Source organism: Mycobacterium sp. 1165196.3 (assembly GCF_001673415.1).
Taxonomy (GTDB): domain Bacteria; phylum Actinomycetota; class Actinomycetes; order Mycobacteriales; family Mycobacteriaceae; genus Mycobacterium; species Mycobacterium europaeum_A.
This window is the reverse complement of the sequence record NZ_LZLU01000176.1, coordinates 12,380-30,461: the sequence shown is the minus strand read 5'-3', so window position 1 is coordinate 30,461 and position 18,082 is coordinate 12,380. Positions and strand designations below refer to the sequence as shown.

Here is an 18,082-nt window from a genome sequence, read left to right as displayed (position 1 = left end):
TGCGGACCCCACCACCGCCTCCTCGAGAAGGGCTGGACCACCCGAAAACGCGCCAACGGCGACACCGAATGGATCCCACCACCACACCTCGACCGCGGGCAACCGCGGACCAACACCTTCCATCACCCCGAGGATCTACTGAGCGAGGGAGACGGCACGACGTAAAGCTCGAGCGGTCAGACCCGAGCGAAGGCAGCGCCGGGTAAGACTATTGCTGCGGAGGAGGCGGAGGAAGGGGCGCCGGCGCCGTCCGGCGAGGACGCGGCCGAATTTGGCCGCAGTTCAGGCCGATTATGCAGTCCGAGCCGCTTGCTTGGGGTTGGACGGCGTCGTTGCAGCAAACGCCGTCGGGCGATGCGGGCGTCGGGGCCGCGATCGGCGCAGGGGCGACCTCGATCGGCGCGGGGGCGGCGTTGGTACGCGCAATACCCACACCACCGATGCCCCCGAGTCCCAGTGCAAGGACGGCGCCAACGCACATTGCGGCCCTGCCCGTTCGATTCGCCATGGCACCCGATCCTAATTTTTCGCTGGTGAATGTATAGAGCCGCAGCGCGGCTTTGTGGCGCGGTGGCGCACCCCGAGTAGCTCTTTCCTCCGAGACCATTCGACCACCTCCACAATTGGTGCGAACTCGAATCAGCGAACGCCTTCGGCCTGCCACCAGTCGTACAGAGCGGCTTGGGTGCTCTCCGGGGCGATGCCCTGCTCGGCGACCACCAGCGTCCGCGCGGGGATGTCCGTCCAGACCAGATAGACGCCGTCGTCTCGGCCGGTGCCGAGGAACACCACCGACCCGTTATGGCCGCCGCGATTCCACTCGGTGGGCCCCTTGGTGCCATCAGGGAACGGTTGCGCCGGAGTCTGCGGGGCCTCCGTGAGGCTGCGCTGGAAGTCGGCGTTCAGATCGTCGGTGTTGGCGTACAGCAGGTAATCCGCGTTCCAGGGGCCGCCGGGATCGTGACTGTAGTTGTCACAGTTGACCGCGGCTACCGCCACGGCGGAGTGCGCGCCGGCGGGGTGGCAGTCGGCGGGGGTGTAGCCGCCCGAGAGGTGGCTCATCAGCGTCTGCACGTCGGCCGGATTATTGGCGGGGTCGGCCGCGGCCGTCGTGGCTAACCCAGTGGCGGTCAGACCGGTCATGGCGGTAACCACGCCCGCGCGGGCCAGTCGGGAACGCAGGCGGGCCATGGGTGCCTCCTTTGCTGGGCAAAGAGCTACGGCGGTGAGTTTAACTCCTAGTCGCGCACGGCGCCTCTTATAGAGGCGCTCTGAGCTGCAGCGTATCGCCAGGCGACATCAGCGGCGAGATCAACCGGCTTGCTTGGCCGGCGGCCGATAGAAGATCGCCAATTGGCCGATCGCCCCAAGCAGGCCAAGCCCCGCCGAGATCGCTAGACCCTGCCAGCCGTCGAACCAGTTCTTCCCGAAGACCAGGTAGTCCAGGCTGTACTTGCCCGAGCCCAGGGTGGCCACGCCCACGGCGCTGACCGCCAGCACCAGGTTGTACTCCCAGCCCTCCTTGACGATGAAGAAGCCGTTGGCGCGGTGCACGGTCCAGGCCGCGACCAGCATCAGCGAGACGAAGCCCGCCGCCGGGATCGGGGTCAGAAAGCCGGCGGCCAGTCCCAGGCCGGCGGCCATTTCGGTGGTCGCCGCCACGGTGGCGTGGAACTTACCGGGCTTCATGCCGATGCTTTCGAACCAGCGCGCGGTGCCGGGGATGCGTCCCCCGCCGAAGAACTTGTTGTAGCCGTGCGCAGCCAAAGTCACGCCCAACACCAGCCGCAGGATCAGTACTCCGACGTCATGGAACGTGTCATATGAAGTCATAGTTGTAAACCTAGATCATGGGATGGGTGGCAGGACAAGAGCCGCCGAGCAGCTACGTCGCTTAATCCGCTGGTCCGTGTGGGAACATTGCGGGCGTTCCGACGTCGGCCCGATCAGTAGTTATGCCACAAAGGGGGTGCACCACGGCTCGTACCGCACGAGGCGGCACCCACGCGTCAAGCAGACGAGTCCCGCCCATCGAGCACTCCGTGGTGTTGCTGGACGGAAGGTCGAGCCACCCGCGGGAGTTGCTGGGCAACAAGGGCCACGGTATCGACGCGATGCGCCGGCAGAACCTGCCGGTACCGCCGGCGTTCTGCATCACCACCGCGGTGGGACTGCGCTATCTCGCCGACCCGGTGGCCACCATGGACGTCATCTGGGACGACGTTCTGGACCGGATGCGCTGGCTGGAAGCGCAAACCTCGCGCACGTTCGGGCGTGGCCCGCAGCCCCTGTTGGTCAGCGTGCGCTCCGGAGCCACCCAGTCGATGCCGGGCATGATGGACACCATCCTTGACCTCGGCATCAACGATGCCGTCGAGCAGGCGCTGGCGGCAGCCGGCGACCAGGCCTTCGCCCGCGATACCCGACGGCGGTTCACGGAAATGTATCGGCGCATCGTCGGCGTCGGTGAACACGAATCGGTGCCCTCCGATCCGTACGCACAGTTACGCGCGGGCATCGAGGCGGTGTTCGCCTCCTGGAATTCGCCGCGCGCGATCGCCTACCGCGCCCACTACGGAATCGACGATCAGCACGGCACCGCGGTCGTCGTGCAGGCCATGGCTTTCGGCAATCTCGGCCCCAATTCCGGTGCTGGAGCGTTCTTTTCGCGTAACCCCATAACGGGTAACAACGAGCCGTTCGGCGAATGGCTGCCCGGCGGCCAGGGCGACGACGTGGTCTCGGGATCGGTCGACGTCGAACCGATCGTCGCGCTGCGCGACGAACAGCCGGCCGTTTACGACGAGTTGCTTGCCGCCGCCGGCAGCCTGGAGCGGCTGGAGGCCGACATCCAGGAGATCGAGTTCACCGTCGAGGACGGCAAGCTGTGGCTGCTGCAGACCCGCTCGGCGGAGCGTTCGGCACAGGCGGCGGTGCGCTCGGCGCTGCAACTGCGGCACGAGGGACTCATCGACGATGCGGAGATGCTGCGGCGGGTGACCCCCGCGCACGTCCGGACCCTGCTCCAACCGGCGCTGCAGCCCGAGACCCGTTTGGCGGCACCGCTTTTGGCCAAGGGAGTGCCGGCCTGCCCGGGCGTGGCCTCGGGAACGGCGTACACCGATGTCGATGAGGCGCTGCGCGCCGCCGATCGCGGCGAGCCGGTGATCCTGGTACGTGACCACACCCGGCCCGAAGATGTGTCGGGCATGCTGGCCGCGCAGGCCATCGTCACCGAGGTCGGCGGGGCCTCCAGCCATGCGGCCGTGGTCAGCCGCGAACTGGGCCGGGTCGCGGTGGTGGGCTGCGGCCAGGGGGTAGCGGCAGCGCTGGCCGGCAAGCACATCACCGTCGACGGCGCGGAAGGCGAAGTGCGCGAAGGCAAGCTGAGCCTGTCGGCGTGGTCGGAGGACGATACGCCGGAACTGCGGGAACTGGCCGACATCGCGCGGCCGCTCAGCCCGCTGCGCGCCCACCCGGCGGGCGACCACGTGCGGCTCGACGACAGCTCCGAGGCCGCCGTGCGCGCTGCCCTGGACGCCGGGCACGCCGACGTGGTTTCGGCGACCCCGTTGATCGTGATGCTGACCGCGCTGCGCCTGGCATCGAAACCAGCACAATGACGGAATTGGAGGTGCTGCAAGCGGTTCGGCTCAAGGGCCGGGTGAGTACGGCCGGCCTGGCCTCGACCCTGGGCACCGACCTGGCCGCCATCACCCCCACCGTCGAGCGGCTGGCCGCGGCCGGACTGCTGACCGAAGGCGTGACGTTACGGATCACCTCCGCCGGCAGCGACAGGCTCGCGGCGTTGCTCGCCGAGGAGCGCGCGGGCATCGATTCGACCGCCATGGCCGCCGCCTATGCCGACTTTCGCGCGGTCAACGCCGACTTCAAACGCCTGGTGACGGATTGGCAGCTCAAGGGCGGCCCCGGCGGCGCTCCCAACGCCCATGACGATGCCGACTACGACGCCGCGGTGTTGGCCCGCCTCGACGACGTGCACGCCCGCACCATGCCGATCGTCGAGGCGGCCGCGGCGCAGCTGCCGAGGCTGCGCGCTTACGGCACGAAACTGGTTGCGGCGCTGGACAAAGTGCGGGCCGGGGAGACGACGTGGCTGACCCGTCCGCTGATCGACTCCTACCACACCGTGTGGTTCGAGCTGCACGAAGAGCTGATCGGCGCCGTCGGTTTGACCCGCGAAGAAGCCGCCAGATCCGGTGATGCGCAATAGCTAGAGCGCCGCGTCCAGCAGCGCCAGGTAGGCATCGATATCGGGCACGGCCGATGCCGCCGCGTGCACGCTGATCGCGATGGTGTCGCCGATGCCGTGCACACCGTGCGTCAGCCCCATCATCGGCGAGAGCGCCGGATATCCCGACGTCAGCACTACCGGGGCCGCGCCGAAGCTCAGATCGGCCGCCCCCCGGTTGACGCTGGACACCACGGTGTTACCCGACACCTGGGTCGCGCGCTCGTGTACATCGAATTGCCCGATGCCCCACCGCAATAGGCCGGCGGGCACCGCGGCGAACGCGAGGTCGGCAGCCCGGGTGGCCGGGTGCTCGAACCGGCGCCGGCCGTTGGCCAGGTCGGCCGCGACCCGTTCGGCGCGCGCGTTCGGTCCGAGGCTGGGGTACAGCCCCACCACGACGTTGCCGAAGTGGTTGTACGCCCGCGGCGCGCCGGGCTTGGCCATCGGCACCTCGGCGCCCAGCGAATCGCATTGCCCGCCAAGCAGGTTGGCGAGGGCCTGGGATATCGCGCTCAGCACGCCCACGGTGACCGTCGGGCCCGGCAGCTGGGAGCGATGACGCACCAACGTCCGCGCCGCGCGGGCGCCGCCGGGACACGCGTTCGTCTGCAGCACCGGACGCGACCCGGCCCCGGCGGCCAGCCGGCCCGCGCGGATGTCGCGTTCCAGCGCGCGGTGGGTCCGCGCCGCGTGGACCGCCCGCCAGGGCAGGAAGCCGGGGCGTGGGACGGGCACCGGCGGCACCGGCTCGGACCTGCCGAACAGCCAGGCCGCCATGGCTGCGGAGCGGGCGCCGTCGGCCAGCGCGTGCGCGACCTGCAGCACCGCGACCGTCCCCGGTCCGGCGACGCCCGGAATGCCGCGCACCGGGGTGAAAACGTGCAGCCGCCAGGCCGTCCGGCGAATGTCCAGCTGGTCGGCCGCGAGGCCGGCGACCGCGGCCAGCACGCCGTCCCAGCTGTCATGGGCCAACTCGTGGCGGACGACCTGCTCGGGCGTGACGGCCGCCGGCACCCACCGCGGGTAGCGCAACCGGCCGCGGTCTTTCAGCCGTATCGTCAGCGCCGGCGCGGCGTTGGCCCGCCCGCGGAGTCGCTCGACGGCGCGCGGGTAGTCGGCGGGCTCGCCGTCGAAGGCGTAGAGCAGGAACTCGTCGTTGGGGATCTTGGCCGACATCCAGTAGAACTGCGCGTCGACGGCGGCCATCCGGTGCCCCGGCACGGCGATGGCCACGGTGTCAGCCCGGCGAACCGATGAACCCGAGCACCAGGTCGGCGACCTTGTCGGGCTGTTCAAGCTGCAGGAAGTGCCCGGCATGTTCGACGATGCCGACCTCGCTGCCCGGGGGCAACACCTTTTCGGCCCAGCGCGTGAAAGCCGGTGTCATGCAACCGTCGTCGCGGCCGTGCAGGTACAGGCAGGGCAGCAGGGGTTCTTCGGTCCACAGCTGATTCAGCTCGGCATACCGCGCCGACGGCCGGGTGTTGCGGATGGTGGCGCGGTACGGTCCCAGCGCCGCCCGCCAGCTCTCCGGCGCCCCGATCGCGGCGTCGACGTGCCGCAGATCCTCGTCGGCGCGATAACCGGGCGACCACCGCCGCCACAGCAGCGGCAACACCCAGGACGCGGAACGCTCAGGCAGCCAAGGCAATTGGAAGTACACGATGTACCAGCTGCGGAACACCTGGCGCGCCAGATGCGCGGCCAGCCGGCCCCGCTCGGCGGCGCCACCCCCGCGCCGCCGGAACGCCGCCGACGGTGGCACCGACATGATCACCGCCTTGGTGAACGGGCTGTCGGGCATGGCGGCCAGCCCGGTCCCGGCGATCGCGCCCCAATCGTGGCCGATGATCACGTCGTTGTCGGTGCCGCCCGCGGCCTCACGGACCCGCACGGCGTCGTCCATCAACGCACCGACCTGATAGCTGCCGTCGACCGGGATCGACGACGGCGCGTATCCGCGCATGAAAGGCGCGACCACCCGCCAGCCCGCCGACGCGAGCCGCGGCGCGACTTTGCGCCAGCCATAGGGCGTGTCGGGGAAGCCATGCAGGCACAACGCGATGGGACCGTCGTTCGGCCCCCAGGTGAGGCACTTGAGATCGCCCGCAGGCCCGGTCACGTCGATCCAGCCTGGTTCAGCCATGTTCACTCCCTGCTCGACGTCTCCGCAGGGATCAACCTAACCTGTGCGGCCGCGCGACGCACCGACCCTGGTCGATATGGCGTCAAAACACCGCTGTATCAGCGGTTTTCACTGTTGCAGTGCGGCGGCCCGCTCCAGCTCGGCGACGACGATCTTGCGCATGCCATACATCGCGTTGGTGGCCGCCGCCGCCCGGTCGCGATCCGGATCGCTGATCAGTTCGTAGAGCCGGTCCGGGACGATTTGCCAGCTCAGCCCGAAGCGGTCCTTGAGCCAGCCGCATTGCGATTCCTCGCCCCCGTCGGTCAACCGGTCCCAGTAGTAGTCGACCTCGTCCTGGTCCTTGCAGTGGATCGTGAAGGACACCGCTTCGCTGAACTGGAAGTGCGGACCGCCGTTGATCCCGATGAACCGGGTGCCGTCCAGCACGAAGCTGCCGGACAGGACGGTCCCGGGTTCGCCAGGTCCGGCGTCGGTGGTCTGGTTGAAACCCTCGATGTGGGAGTTGGGGAACACCGAGGTGTAGAACTTGGCGGCTTCCTCCAGGTTGTCGTCGAACCACAACGACGGGGTGATCGATGGCATGTCCTTCGGCCTCCTTGACGGCTCGTGCGTTTCTGCATTGCTAGACCCGGGCGCCGACGAAAACTCACCGCGTCGTCCACCCGCGCAACAGTGCTTAACCGGCCTATGTAACGTCAGATCGCATGAGTACCGTCAGCAGCAGTCCCGAGACGGTTGAGTTTGCCGGTGTCGGCGGGATCACCCTGGTCGCCGACGAATGGAATCGCGGCTCCGGCGGTGCCGGGCGGCCGAGCATCCTGATGTTGCACGGGGGCGGCCAGAACCGGTTTTCCTGGAAGAACACCGGTCAAACGCTGGCCGATGAGGGGCTGCACGTGGTGGCGCTCGACTCGCGGGGACACGGGGACAGCGCGCGCTCGCCCGACGCCGACTACGAGATCGAGACGCTGACGGGCGACGTCATGCGGGTCCTCGAGGCGATCGGTCGCCCGGTGACCATCATCGGGGCCAGCATGGGCGGCCTGACCGGCATCCTGGCCGCGTACCGGGCCGGTCCGGCGAGGGTCACCCGATTGGTGCTCGTCGACGTGGTGCCCCGGTTCGAAAAGGGCGGCAGCGCCCGCATCCGCGACTTCATGTTCAGCGGCCTCGACGGCTTCGACTCGCTGGAGCAGGCGGCCGACGCCGTCGCCGCCTACCTGCCCTACCGGAGCAAGCCACGCAGCCCCGAGGGCCTGAAGAAGAACCTGCGCCTGCGCGACGGCCGCTGGTATTGGCACTGGGACCCGGCGTTCATGACCAAGCCCGGCGACGATCCCGAACTGCGCACCGAGAGCTTCGAGCAGGCCGCCAAGAGTCTGACCATTCCCGTGTTGCTGATCCGCGGAAAGCTGTCCGACGTGGTGAGCCCGGAGGGCGTGCGGCACTTCCTGGCTACCGTCCCGCGCGCGGAATTCGTCGAGCTGTCCAACGCCGGCCACACCGCGGCCGGCGACGACAACGACGCGTTCAGCGACGCGGTGGTGGCCTTCGTCAACCGCCGCTAGTTCAATGGCGGCGACCCGCTTCGCCCGGCTACGCCGCCCTCGCGATCGCCGCTAGTTCGCCGGCTTCTCGGCGTGCCCGCCGAATTGCTTGCGCATCGCCGAGAGTGCCTTGTTGGCGAAGTCGTCGAGCGAGCGCGAGGCGAAGCGGGACTGCAGCGCGGTGGTCAGCACCGGTGACGGCACTCCCTCGTCGATCGCCGCGATGGCGGTCCAGCGGCCCTCCCCGGAGTCGGAGACCCGGCCGGAGAACTCCTTCAGGTCCGGCGATTCGTGCAACGCGATGGCCGTCAGATCCAGCAACCAGGAGCCGATGACGCTGCCGCGCCGCCACACCTCGGCGACCTCGGGAATGTCGAAGTCGTACTGGTAGAACTCGGGGTGTTCCAGCGGCGCGGTTTCGGCGTCGCCCTCCTGCACGTGCTTGCCGATGTCGGCGTTGCGCAGGATGTTCAGCCCCTCGGCGAGCGAGGCCATCATGCCGTACTCGATGCCGTTGTGCACCATCTTCACGAAGTGCCCGGCGCCGGACGGGCCGCAATGCAGATAGCCCTGCTCCGACCGCTCGACCTCGCCTTCGCGGCCCGGCGTGCGCGCCGCGGCGTCGACGCCCGGTGCGACGCTGGCGAAGATCGGCTCGGCGTGCAGGAAAGCCTCGTCGTCGCCGCCGATCATCAGGCAGTAGCCGCGCTCCCGGCCCCACACGCCGCCGCTGGTGCCACAGTCGAGTAGGTGAATTCCCTTCTCCGACAGCGTCTTTGCGTGACGGATGTCGTCTCGGTAGTAGGAGTTGCCGCCGTCGATGACGATGTCTCCGGAGTCCAGCGTCTCGGCCAGCTCGTCGATCACCCCGGTCGTGATGGTTCCGGCCGGGACCATAACCCAGATCAGTCGCGGTGCCTTCAGCTTCTCGGCGAGTTCTTTCAGCGAGGACACCCCGGTGGTTTTGTCCTCACCCTCCATCGCCTTGACCGCGTCGGGATTGTGGTCGTAGACCACACATTCGTGTCCGTCCTTGACCACGCGGCGGACGATGTTCGCGCCCATCCGGCCGAGGCCGATCATTCCAAGCTGCATCGTGTCCCTCGTCTCCTTACTGTTCCTTGGGCGTGCTGCGCGGCAGCCACGGCTCTTGCCAGCTGTGGTGACCACGCAGCAGCGCCTTCGCGGCCTCGGGCCCCCAGGAGCCCTGGTCGTAGTGGTGGATTCGGCCCGGCTTGTCCAGCACCGGCTGCACGATTCGCCACGTCTCTTCGATGGCGTCTTCGCGGGCGAACAACTGATGATCGCCGTTGAACGCGGCGTAAAGCAGGCGTTCATAGGGCCGTACCGGTTCGCCGAGATCCTCGGCGAACGACGAATCCAGGTGAACGTCGTGCCAGGAATCGCCGGCCTGCGCGGACAACTGCAGCCGCATCCCGGGATCGGGGTCGATGCGCAGCACGATCTGATTGCACTCGGGCGGGCGGCGATTGGGCAGAAACGAAAAGCCCGGAACGTGGTGCAGAAACATCCGGACCTCGGTGACCTTGTCCGGCAACGCTTTTCCGGCGCGTAGGAAAATCGGCACGCCGGCCCACCGCCAGTTGTCGATCTCGGTCCGCAGCGCAATGTAGGTCTCGGTGGTGGAATCCTTTGCGACACCCGCGACATCTGTGTAGCCGCGGTACTGTCCGCGCACGCAGCGCTCCGGATCCAGGGCGGGCATCGCCCGAAAGACCTCGGCCTTCTTGTCGTTCAGGTCGTCGGCGCCGGCGCCGACCGGGGGCTCCATGGCGACCAGGGCAAGCACCTGCAGCAGGTGGTTTTGCACCACGTCGCGAAGCGTGCCCACCGCGTCGTAGAACTTGCCGCGGTCCTCGATCCCGAAATCCTCGGCCATGGTGATGTGGATTTCGGAGATGCTGTCGCGGTCCCACAGCTTGGCCAGGCCGTTGTTCGCGAACCGCAGGTATTGCAGTTCCTCGACGGGTTGTTTGCCCAAAAAGTGGTCCACGCGCAGGATTTGGTCTTCGTCGAGAACCGCGCGCAGTCGGGCGTTGAGGTCGCGCGCCGAGTCCAAGTCGTGGCCGAACGGTTTTTCCACCGCCACCCGGGCCCGCTCCAGCAGGTCGGCTTTCGCCAGGTTCTCCACGATGGGCGCGAACAGGGCGGGCGGCATCTCCAGGTAGTAGAGCGGATGGGAATCCGACGGGATCTTCTTGGCGAGCTGCGTGTAGAGGCCGGCGTCGGTGACGTCGCCGTGCAGGTAGGACAGCCGGTCCGCCAGCCGATCGAAGACCGCGTCGTCGAACTGCTCCCCCGATGCCTTGATGGCGTCGCGCGCCCGGTCCTGCAGCTGTTCGAGGGTGATGTCGTCACTGGCCACGCCCACGATCGGGTGGTTCAGCATGTCGCGGCGCTCGAGCCGGTACAGCGCCCGGAACGTCATTTTCCGCGCCAGGTCCCCGGTGATTCCGAAGATCACCAGCAGGTCAGATGGGTTACTGTCGTCGTCGGCCAAAACCGCTCCTCCCGAAAGTCACCTGATCGGCTCCCTTGAGATCACTACCCGCGGCCGGCGGACTCAACACTAGACACTGCCGATAGGGCCGACAACCTGGGCGGACCGCGGCCTTGAAAGGATGACCGGCATGGCTGACCCGCTGCACGTCACGGTCTACGTTCTGGCCGGGATCGCCGCGATCGAAGGTATCGCGCTGATTGTGTTGTGGCGGTTGCTGGTGCGCAGCCAACAGCAACTCGACGAGCTGCGCCAGCGGACCGACACCCGCAACCAGTTGCTGTCGGGCGGGCGCGAGGCCGTCAAGAGGGTGTGGAACACCGCCAACCTGATGCGCAAGGAAGGCTTCGGCGCCGTGGTGCGCAGCAGCATCGAAGACCTCGCGGACTGGGCCGAAGTCGAGCGACCCGACCTTGCTCGCGTCACTCCCGACGGCCGGGTGGTGATCTTGTTCTCCGACATCGAGGAGTCCACCGCACTCAACGAGCGGATCGGCGACCGGGCCTTCGTCAAGCTGATCAGCTCGCACGACAAGCTGGTCTCGGATCTGGTGCGGCGACGGTCCGGTCATGTGGTGAAGAGCCAGGGCGACGGATTCATGATCGCCTTCTCCCGCGCCGAGGAGGCGGTCCGGTGCGGTATCGACCTGCAGCATGCGTTGCGCAGGCAGGCAAACCGCAAGCGGCGCGAGGAGATTCGCGTTCGGATCGGGATCCACATGGGCCGCTCGGTGCGCCGTGGCGACGACCTGTTCGGCCGCAACGTCGCGATGGCGGCCCGGGTCGCCGCCCAAGCGGTGGGTGGGCAGATTCTGGTGAGTCAGCCGGTGCGAGACGCGCTTTCCGATTCCGACGGCATCCGGTTCGACGACGGCCGCAATGTGGAGCTGAAGGGCTTTTCGGGCACCTACCGCTTGTTCGCCGTCGAGTCGCCGGCCGATTCCGAGCCGGACTGAACGCCGTCGCCGTTGTATTCGGCCAATCGCTGATGCAGGCGATCGCGGACCTCGTCCGCGGTGTATGCCCGCCGCTTGCGCTGGTCGCGGACGACCAGCACGCCCCCGGCGACGACACCGGCGGCACCCGCCAACCCCAGCCACTTCCACACATTGCGCATGACATCAGGCTATGCGCCGCCGGATCGCTGTGGCCCGGTTGTGGTTGACTTGTGTGCCCGCAACGCACGGCGACGGATCACGCGCGCCGTGCCGGCGGGCTGATAGTGGCGACGACAACGGCGAAACCTGCAGCGGCGGACGGGCTTACCAAGATGCTCACCTTGAACCAAGCGCTCGAAGAGACCCGCACCGGCGACCTTTGGCTGTTTCGCGGCGGCTCGGGACCGGACCGCGCGATCCAGACGCTGACGAACAGCCCGGTGAACCACGTCGGCATGACGGTGGCCATTGACGACCTGCCGCCGCTGATCTGGCACGCCGAACTGGGTGGCAAGCTCGTCGACCTGTGGACGGGGACGAATCATCGTGGCGTGCAACTCAACGACCTTGCCCAATCGGTCACGCAGTGGTCGCAGCGTTACCACCAACGGTGCTGGCTACGCCAGCTGACGCCGCCGGCCACCCGGGAGCAAGAGAACAAGCTGCTGCGCGTGATCGCGCGGATGGACGGCACCGCGTTTCCCACCACCATGCGGTTGACCGGCCGATGGCTGCGCGGCCGGCTCCCGAACGCCTACGACTGGGGGCGGGGAATCCCGTTCGTGGACAGGAAGGTTCGCGAATCGACACAGCGGCGCAAGGAACGCCAGCGGCTCGGCCTGGAAGTGGCCTACTGCGCGGAAACCGTGGCAATCACCTACGAGGAGATGGGGTTGCTCACCACCGAGAAGTATTCGAACTACTTCGACCCCGGGTCGTTCTGGAGCGGTGACCGGCTTCCGCTCGCACCGGGCTATGCCCTGGGCGATGAAATCGAGATATCAATCGGCTAGTCGAGGGTCAGTCGACCGCCACCTCGCCCATCTCAGACCAACCCGTGGCATCGATGGTCTGATTGATGATCTTCGGGGTGGACTTCAGCGCGGGCGGGAGTTCCTGCATGAAGCGCTTGAAGTGATCGCTGTTGACATGGACACCGCCGGCCTCATCGTCGCGGAACGCCTCCACCAAGACGTACTCCGCCGGGTTGTCCAGGCTGCGCGACCACTCGAACCACAGATTGCCTTCCTCGGCCCGAGTCGCCGCGGTGAACGAGGCGACGAGATCCGGCCAGCGGTCGGTCCAGTCGGGTTTGGTTTCGAACTTGACGACGATGAAGATCATTGCGGCCCCGCCTAGGTTCACTGCTTCCGGTTACGCCCGCCCGGTCTCCGCGGGCAGCGCCAGCCTATCCGGCCGCGATTGGTGGCGGACCGCCGCGACGGAGGACTGCTGGCCGTAATTTGCTTAAGTAATGGTCAGAGCAAAGTGGGCTCATGCGTCTCTCAAGACGCATGAGCCCACTTGCACCACACGGTTCCAGTGGCGGAGCTCACAAACCGGACGATGCCGGGAGTATTTCACTACCGATACTGCCACCCGATTCGGCCCGCGCTACCGAGGACACAATCCATTATGCGAACTACGTCGGATCTATTTTGTTATCAATTCGCAATTCCTGCGTGGCCGGATAAATGTAATTCACATTCCGGGCGGAGCCGGCGGCGCCGGAGCGTCGATCAGGACGGCCGGTGGCGGCGGAGCGTCCGGCGGTGGCGGCGGCGCATCCGGTGGCGGCGCAGGAGCGTCGGGCGCGGGCGGCGGAGCGTCCGGCGGAGGCGGCGGCGCGTCGGGCGGGGACGGCGGAGCGAACAGCGGCGGCGGCGGCGCGTCCTCCGCGGGCATCGGAAGGAACATATGGTGCGTGAATCCGGCCTGGTAGGCGCCCGCACCGCCCATGTGCACCCCGCCACGCTCACCGCTGGAGACCGCCGTTCCGTCCGGCAGCGTCACCGCCGTGTGGCCACCGTTCCAGCCGATGACCAACGCGTTGGGGGCGGTTCCATACTGGAAGCCGCGCGCCAACAATGCACCCTCTTCGTTTCCGGTGTTGAATCGATCCCCGAAAACGGGCCTGTCAGTTGCTGCATTAGCAATCCAGGACGCGAGTCCCGAACAATCGGTCCCGGCGGGCGAATCTCCACCCGCAATATAGGGCGTGCCGGAGACCTGACTGATTAACGACATCAATGATGCAATAACGACCATGGGCAGGGAGGCTAGCAATAACAATTGTCGTGAACCAAAATTTGTGGCGCAGGTCATTCGCTATTCAGACCATGACGTGCGCCGCACTAGAGCAAACTTATTAGGCACCGGTATATTTTTGGCGGCTAAGCGCCTGCGGTTGCCGAGCGCCCGCCCACAGCCCCCGGGCGCTTGCCGCGGAGGCCTAAGCCTTGTCCCGGCTTCGTTCGCTTTGCGCCGTCTCCCGATCGACGTCGGCTTGCTCTCGCTTGGCGCGGGCTCGCACGCGCTTGCCTCGTTCGTCCACGCGCCGCAGCCGCTCGCGTTCGCGCTCCGCGGCCGAGCCCTCGCGTTCGTCCGCTCGCTGCTCGCGTTCGTCGGCCGCCCGCTCGCGGTCGTCGGCGATCTGCTCACGCTGGTCGGCGACCCGGTCTCGTCTACCGGCCTGAAATTCCCGCCTTTTCAACTCCGCCTCGCGTCGGGCAACGGAATCTTCGCGCTCGTCGAGCGCGTGCGCCCGCCGTTCCGACTCCGCGGGCGGCTCGAGACGATCCTCGGCGGCCACAGCTCACCCTAACGCTGCGGCGGCTCATTGCTTCGACCGCCAGGCGCCGTAGCGGCCAGTTCCTCACACAGGGAGATGTCGGATCAGATGGGCGTCCAGATTCCGTTGTTCCAGATTCCCCAGTTGCCGGCACCGGTCGGGTTCCACATCATCTGAGCCCCGGGCGCCCAAGCCGGTTGCGGTGGCTGCGGCGGGGCCCACGCCGGTGGCGGTCCCCAGGGCCCCCAGCCCGCGGGCGCGGACGGGCCCCCGGGCCTTTGCCAGTCGTGGCATTGATGCCAGTCCCAGTCCAAGACATTGCCCCAGGCGGGGTTCCACGGATCGCCGGGACACCAGTGGCCGGTGGGCGCCGGGGCCGGGGCCGCCGCGGCGACGGGACCACCGGCGAGACCCAGAACGCCCAGCGCCAAGGCGCCGCCCACCACCACGCTCGCTGTCCGCTTCACCGTCTGCATCCCCTCACACTTTCTCGATACCGGCATCCGGGCAAGTAGCAATTACGGGCGACTACTGGCGGCCGTCGAGGAGATGGGCGTAGGGGTCACTCTCGGAGCCGACGGTCTCAGGCATCGGATAGTAGGTCTTGATCAGAAGATTTCCGTCGTCGTCCCATGCGAAAGTCTCAATGCTGTAAGCCATTTGAACGTTGGGCTCAGTACCGAAGCGATTCTCACAGACCCAGGCCATCTCGTTGCCGTTCACCTGAACGGTGATCATCTTGATCTTGAGGATGGACTGGAACATGTCGAACGCGTCAGAGGTGGCGACGTCGAAGCCGTGCTTTTCGGCCGTACCGACCGGATCGAACATGCGCACCTCGCCCGGACAGATCGTGCGCCAAGACGCTACCCATGCGTCCTTCTTCCCGGCATTCCATAATTCGGCATGCTTGGCCGCATGCGCCAAGCGAGCCTGGCGACTCGGGACACTGGCCATGACGGATTCCCTTCGTTACACCCCACGTAGGAAGCATTGATAGGTCAATGAAACCACTGAGCGTGCTCAATTTGAAGGGTCGCTCTGCGGGCCGGTCATACTCCGAACTTGGCACGCGCCTCCTGCGTCACCGGGGTGAACAGGTTGACCAGGTTTCCATCCGGATCCCGAAACAACAGTGCGCGGTTGCCCCAGGGCATCGTGGTCGGCTCCGTCACCACCTCGCCGACGTGCTCGCGGAGGCGCGCGTATTCGGAGTCCACGTCCTCGACGATGAATTCCAGGATGGCGCTCCGGTTGGCCCCGGGTTCGGCGGAACCGTCGCCGAACAGCGGGACGGTCTTGTCACTGCCGATGGCCAGCGTGCCGATCGGCGTCGGGATCTCGGCGAAAAGCTCGTTGCCCCAGACGGCCGAGACCCCCGTGACCAGCTGGTAGAAATCGACGAGCCGCCTGACGTCGGCCGTGATGATGCGGGTCGATATGAATTTCATGCGGTGCCTCCAGGTGAGCGCGGTGGGCGTCTGAGCACGGAATGCTAAGCGCCGCCCCCGACACCTCCGACCGCCATCACCGTGGCGGGCATCCTGACGAGTTCAGGTGCCAGTCGATCCTTCGGCACCGGTTTCGCTAATGCGATCTCGGGTGGCTGCCGTCAAATATGTCCAGCGCCGCAGGATGGCGTCAGCTTGAGCGGCGCGGTGGCTCTCGGCTGCTTGTCTATGCGCTGCGACGTCACCTAGTCCCGCGCTTATAGCGCGATCGTGAACTCGGGCCGCCCGATTGTGGGCATCGGCGGCAAACAGCTGGGCCCGGACCGTATTGCGCTGTCGCGCCCGAAGGCGGTCTTCCAGGCCCTCGGCGAACGGGTGGGTATCGCCGCTGGAGGGCGGCGGAGGTTCGACTGGCCGGCCTGGTGGTGTCTTATCCGCCTGGCCACCCAGCGCGGGCGCTGACGCATCGGGGCGGCGGCCTGCAGGCGTTCGCCTCGGTTCGTTCCCCAGTTGCGCTAGCAGCAGTCTTGCTCGAAGGCATGACCCGATCGCGGCAAAAGACACTTCCTGGGCGGTCGCTCTGTGTAGTCCGGAAACGATGCACTCGAACTCAAGGACGTTGAGCAATCGATCGCGTTGAGCCGTCGCCAGGTGCCAGGAATCGGCGTGGTCAGCCACAGCCCCGCCTTTCGAGTTTTTACTTCCCCGTTGGGCCATGTGGATGGCTGGCACGCCGCGTAGCTCAAGACAGTTACTCGCCTGGCGCCAGAGTGCCGTAGGAGAACCACTCGGCCTCAACGAGTTCCGACGAACCCGTTCGAGCCCGTCGCTGTGCTCAACGTACGTCATCGGACGACGACGCCCAAGACTTGCAACCAGTCCGACGTTCGTTTTCTGGACGCGAGCTTCGTTTGGCGGCCTCGCGCGTCCGGCATATGCCGCCCGTTTCTCGCCCGTCCAGACCGTGACCCGACGCGCCGAATCACCGGCCCGGAAGGGTTCTCCTGGCCTGCCAGGCGACGCCCGGCACCGTCTTCGCCAGATCCGGTCGGTTCCTGGCGAACGCGCGGAGGGCGCGGTAGAACGACCAAAGTTGGCGGGGAGTAGGCACTTTCGGCACCCACGCCAACTCCCAATGAATCCCGTTGATCGGGTCGTCGAAGAAGACCGCGTAGTAGCCGGGCCAGTACTGCGGGTATTCCTTGGGTTCGTCGGTGACCGGGATGCCGCGCGCGACCAAGAATTCGCGGTGGAAGCGGTCGACCTCTGCCCCGTTGCGGGCCCACAGCGCGATGTGATTGATGCCGACCGCCTGGTCGACGTGCGTCAGCTTCGCCCCGGTCCGCGCGGGTTGGATGCCGATGTAGCTGTGCGGGTTGACGTTTCGCGTCATGTAATACGTCGATTCGTATTCCATGTTGAGCGACGAGAAGCTGTTGTAGCCGAGCCAGCCGAACAAGGCGTCATAGAACGCGATGGAGTCGTCGTAGTCCAATACCGCGAACTCGACGTGACACACACCCCGCCACCGCATCGTGCCCAACCTTAGTCATCCATGAGATCGACCGCCCTGCGGCGTAGCGCGCTGATGCGCCCGACGGGATACCGTGATGGCGAGCGGATCCGCTCGAGTGACCAGAAGCGGGCGGTTCACAACTGAGACACGGAGGCACCGGATCAGTTTGGGATAGCGACGCTCATACCCCCGTCGATCATCCAGACGGCGCCCACGGCGTAACTCGCCAAGCCGGAGGCTAAAAAGGCTGCGACATGGGCTATTTCGGCGGGATCCGCGGCGCGTTGGACGGGCGCGCCTTTCCCATGCTCGACCAGGTTTTCTGGATCGCCCAGGATGTTGGTGACGACATCACCGACGCCGAGGGCGTTGATCCGGATGCCGTCATCGATAGCCTCCAGGGCGGACGTGCGGGTCAGCTGCGCGAGCGCTCCTTTGGACGCGGCGTAGGCCGAAATCGTCTTGAAGCTTTGAAAGCAGGCGTACGAACCGATGTTCACGATGGCGCCACTCCGGCGGGGAATCATTGCGCGCATCGCCTCTCGGGTGTGAAGAAACGCCCCGGTGACGTTGGTATCGAGGATGTGATTCCAGTCTTCCAGGGTCGTGTCGATGACCGGCTTGTTAATGATGGTGCCGGCGTTGTTGAGCAGGATGTCGAGTTGGCCGAAGCGGCGACTGGCCAACTCGACCGCGTCGTTCGCCGTTTGTTCCTGAGCGACGTCACCGACGAGTGGCGCCACCGTGTCGATGTCGGAGTACAGATGCTCGATCGCGGGGTCGATGTCTTCGGCGACGACATTGACGCCGTATTCGATCAACTGTCGGGTAATGGCCCGACCGATGCCGCTGGCCGCGCCGGTCACGATCGCTACCTTGCCGCGCAGGTCTTCGCTGAGGTGGTCGACGCTCATG

Annotated in this window: 21 protein-coding genes; 5 read left to right on the top strand and 16 right to left on the bottom strand. The window is 66.8% G+C overall.

The annotated features are described in order from the left end of the window. Positions 1 to 639: 639 nt before the first annotated feature. On the bottom strand, positions 640 to 1,191 hold the full coding sequence (locus tag A5659_RS18740) for a hypothetical protein (RefSeq protein WP_066881544.1): 552 nt from the start codon (positions 1,189 to 1,191) through the stop codon (positions 640 to 642). Positions 1,192 to 1,311: 120 nt separating this feature from the next. Then, entirely contained in the window at positions 1,312 to 1,833 is a 522-nt protein-coding gene (locus tag A5659_RS18735; RefSeq protein WP_067183342.1) for a DoxX family protein, read from the bottom strand. Between the two features lie 209 nt (positions 1,834 to 2,042). On the opposite strand from A5659_RS18735, the gene A5659_RS18730 reads away from it, so the two are divergent. Both A5659_RS18730 and A5659_RS18725 read left to right on the top strand, forming a co-directional pair. Then, on the top strand, positions 2,043 to 3,623 hold the full coding sequence (locus A5659_RS18730; RefSeq protein ID WP_067183339.1) for a pyruvate, phosphate dikinase: 1,581 nt from the start codon (positions 2,043 to 2,045) through the stop codon (positions 3,621 to 3,623). Continuing rightward, positions 3,620 to 4,234 (top strand): hypothetical protein, encoded by a 615-nt coding sequence (locus tag A5659_RS18725; RefSeq protein WP_067183336.1) that lies wholly within the window; start codon positions 3,620 to 3,622, stop codon positions 4,232 to 4,234. Before A5659_RS18730 ends, A5659_RS18725 begins: the two co-directional genes overlap by 4 nt. On the opposite strand, the gene A5659_RS18720 is transcribed toward A5659_RS18725, so the two are convergent. The 3 genes from A5659_RS18720 to A5659_RS18710 form a co-directional block, all read right to left on the bottom strand. Beyond that, entirely contained in the window at positions 4,235 to 5,476 is a 1,242-nt protein-coding gene (locus A5659_RS18720) for a wax ester/triacylglycerol synthase domain-containing protein (protein WP_231997887.1), read from the bottom strand. A 16-nt stretch (positions 5,477 to 5,492) separates the two neighbouring features. Continuing rightward, positions 5,493 to 6,401, bottom strand: coding sequence for an alpha/beta fold hydrolase (locus A5659_RS18715; protein WP_067183352.1), 909 nt, complete (start codon positions 6,399 to 6,401; stop codon positions 5,493 to 5,495). Positions 6,402 to 6,509: 108 nt separating this feature from the next. Continuing rightward, on the bottom strand, positions 6,510 to 6,986 hold the full coding sequence (locus tag A5659_RS18710; RefSeq protein WP_066869050.1) for a VOC family protein: 477 nt from the start codon (positions 6,984 to 6,986) through the stop codon (positions 6,510 to 6,512). Between the two features lie 122 nt (positions 6,987 to 7,108). Between A5659_RS18710 and A5659_RS18705 the strand changes: the two genes are divergently transcribed. Next, complete coding sequence (locus A5659_RS18705) at positions 7,109 to 7,972, top strand: alpha/beta fold hydrolase (RefSeq protein WP_067139234.1); 864 nt, start codon at positions 7,109 to 7,111, stop codon at positions 7,970 to 7,972. Between the two features lie 51 nt (positions 7,973 to 8,023). On the opposite strand, the gene gnd is transcribed toward A5659_RS18705, so the two are convergent. After that, positions 8,024 to 9,046 carry a phosphogluconate dehydrogenase (NAD(+)-dependent, decarboxylating) gene (gene gnd / locus A5659_RS18700; RefSeq protein WP_066869058.1) on the bottom strand — a complete coding sequence of 341 codons (1,023 nt, stop codon included), beginning with the start codon at positions 9,044 to 9,046 and terminating at the stop codon, positions 8,024 to 8,026. 16 nt (positions 9,047 to 9,062) lie between these two features. Continuing rightward, positions 9,063 to 10,472, bottom strand: coding sequence for a glucose-6-phosphate dehydrogenase (locus A5659_RS18695; protein ID WP_066869061.1), 1,410 nt, complete (start codon positions 10,470 to 10,472; stop codon positions 9,063 to 9,065). A 121-nt stretch (positions 10,473 to 10,593) separates the two neighbouring features. Here A5659_RS18695 and A5659_RS18690 point away from each other — a divergent pair, with 121 nt between their 5' ends. Next, positions 10,594 to 11,427, top strand: a complete 834-nt coding sequence (locus tag A5659_RS18690; RefSeq protein ID WP_066869064.1) for an adenylate/guanylate cyclase domain-containing protein — start codon at positions 10,594 to 10,596, stop codon at positions 11,425 to 11,427. Here the strand turns inward: A5659_RS18690 and A5659_RS18685 are convergent. Further along, positions 11,379 to 11,588, bottom strand: a complete 210-nt coding sequence (locus A5659_RS18685; RefSeq protein WP_066869068.1) for a hypothetical protein — start codon at positions 11,586 to 11,588, stop codon at positions 11,379 to 11,381. The genes A5659_RS18690 and A5659_RS18685 overlap by 49 nt on opposite strands. Positions 11,589 to 11,741: 153 nt before the next feature. Between A5659_RS18685 and A5659_RS18680 the strand changes: the two genes are divergently transcribed. Beyond that, complete coding sequence (locus A5659_RS18680) at positions 11,742 to 12,422, top strand: guanylate cyclase (RefSeq protein ID WP_067183332.1); 681 nt, start codon at positions 11,742 to 11,744, stop codon at positions 12,420 to 12,422. A 7-nt stretch (positions 12,423 to 12,429) separates the two neighbouring features. Here A5659_RS18680 and A5659_RS18675 read toward each other — a convergent pair whose 3' ends face one another. From A5659_RS18675 to A5659_RS18645, 8 genes are all read right to left on the bottom strand, one after another. Then, complete coding sequence (locus tag A5659_RS18675; protein WP_066869073.1) at positions 12,430 to 12,753, bottom strand: putative quinol monooxygenase; 324 nt, start codon at positions 12,751 to 12,753, stop codon at positions 12,430 to 12,432. A 357-nt stretch (positions 12,754 to 13,110) separates the two neighbouring features. After that, the gene (locus A5659_RS18670; protein ID WP_231997885.1) at positions 13,111 to 13,734 is read right to left on the bottom strand and encodes a C40 family peptidase; all 624 of its coding nucleotides are present in this window, start codon (positions 13,732 to 13,734) and stop codon (positions 13,111 to 13,113) included. A 127-nt stretch (positions 13,735 to 13,861) separates the two neighbouring features. Further along, positions 13,862 to 14,221 carry a hypothetical protein gene (locus tag A5659_RS27170; protein WP_082976118.1) on the bottom strand — a complete coding sequence of 120 codons (360 nt, stop codon included), beginning with the start codon at positions 14,219 to 14,221 and terminating at the stop codon, positions 13,862 to 13,864. An 83-nt stretch (positions 14,222 to 14,304) separates the two neighbouring features. Beyond that, positions 14,305 to 14,676 carry a hypothetical protein gene (locus A5659_RS27165; protein ID WP_082976117.1) on the bottom strand — a complete coding sequence of 124 codons (372 nt, stop codon included), beginning with the start codon at positions 14,674 to 14,676 and terminating at the stop codon, positions 14,305 to 14,307. A gap of 52 nt (positions 14,677 to 14,728) precedes the next feature. Continuing rightward, the gene (locus A5659_RS18660) at positions 14,729 to 15,157 is read right to left on the bottom strand and encodes a hypothetical protein (protein ID WP_156749271.1); all 429 of its coding nucleotides are present in this window, start codon (positions 15,155 to 15,157) and stop codon (positions 14,729 to 14,731) included. Positions 15,158 to 15,252: 95 nt separating this feature from the next. Continuing rightward, positions 15,253 to 15,651 carry a VOC family protein gene (locus tag A5659_RS18655; RefSeq protein ID WP_066869085.1) on the bottom strand — a complete coding sequence of 133 codons (399 nt, stop codon included), beginning with the start codon at positions 15,649 to 15,651 and terminating at the stop codon, positions 15,253 to 15,255. A gap of 982 nt (positions 15,652 to 16,633) precedes the next feature. Further along, the gene (locus A5659_RS18650) at positions 16,634 to 17,185 is read right to left on the bottom strand and encodes a VOC family protein (RefSeq protein ID WP_067183327.1); all 552 of its coding nucleotides are present in this window, start codon (positions 17,183 to 17,185) and stop codon (positions 16,634 to 16,636) included. Between the two features lie 143 nt (positions 17,186 to 17,328). Further along, on the bottom strand, positions 17,329 to 18,081 hold the full coding sequence (locus A5659_RS18645; protein ID WP_066869093.1) for an SDR family NAD(P)-dependent oxidoreductase: 753 nt from the start codon (positions 18,079 to 18,081) through the stop codon (positions 17,329 to 17,331). Between the last annotated feature and the right edge of the window lies 1 nt (position 18,082).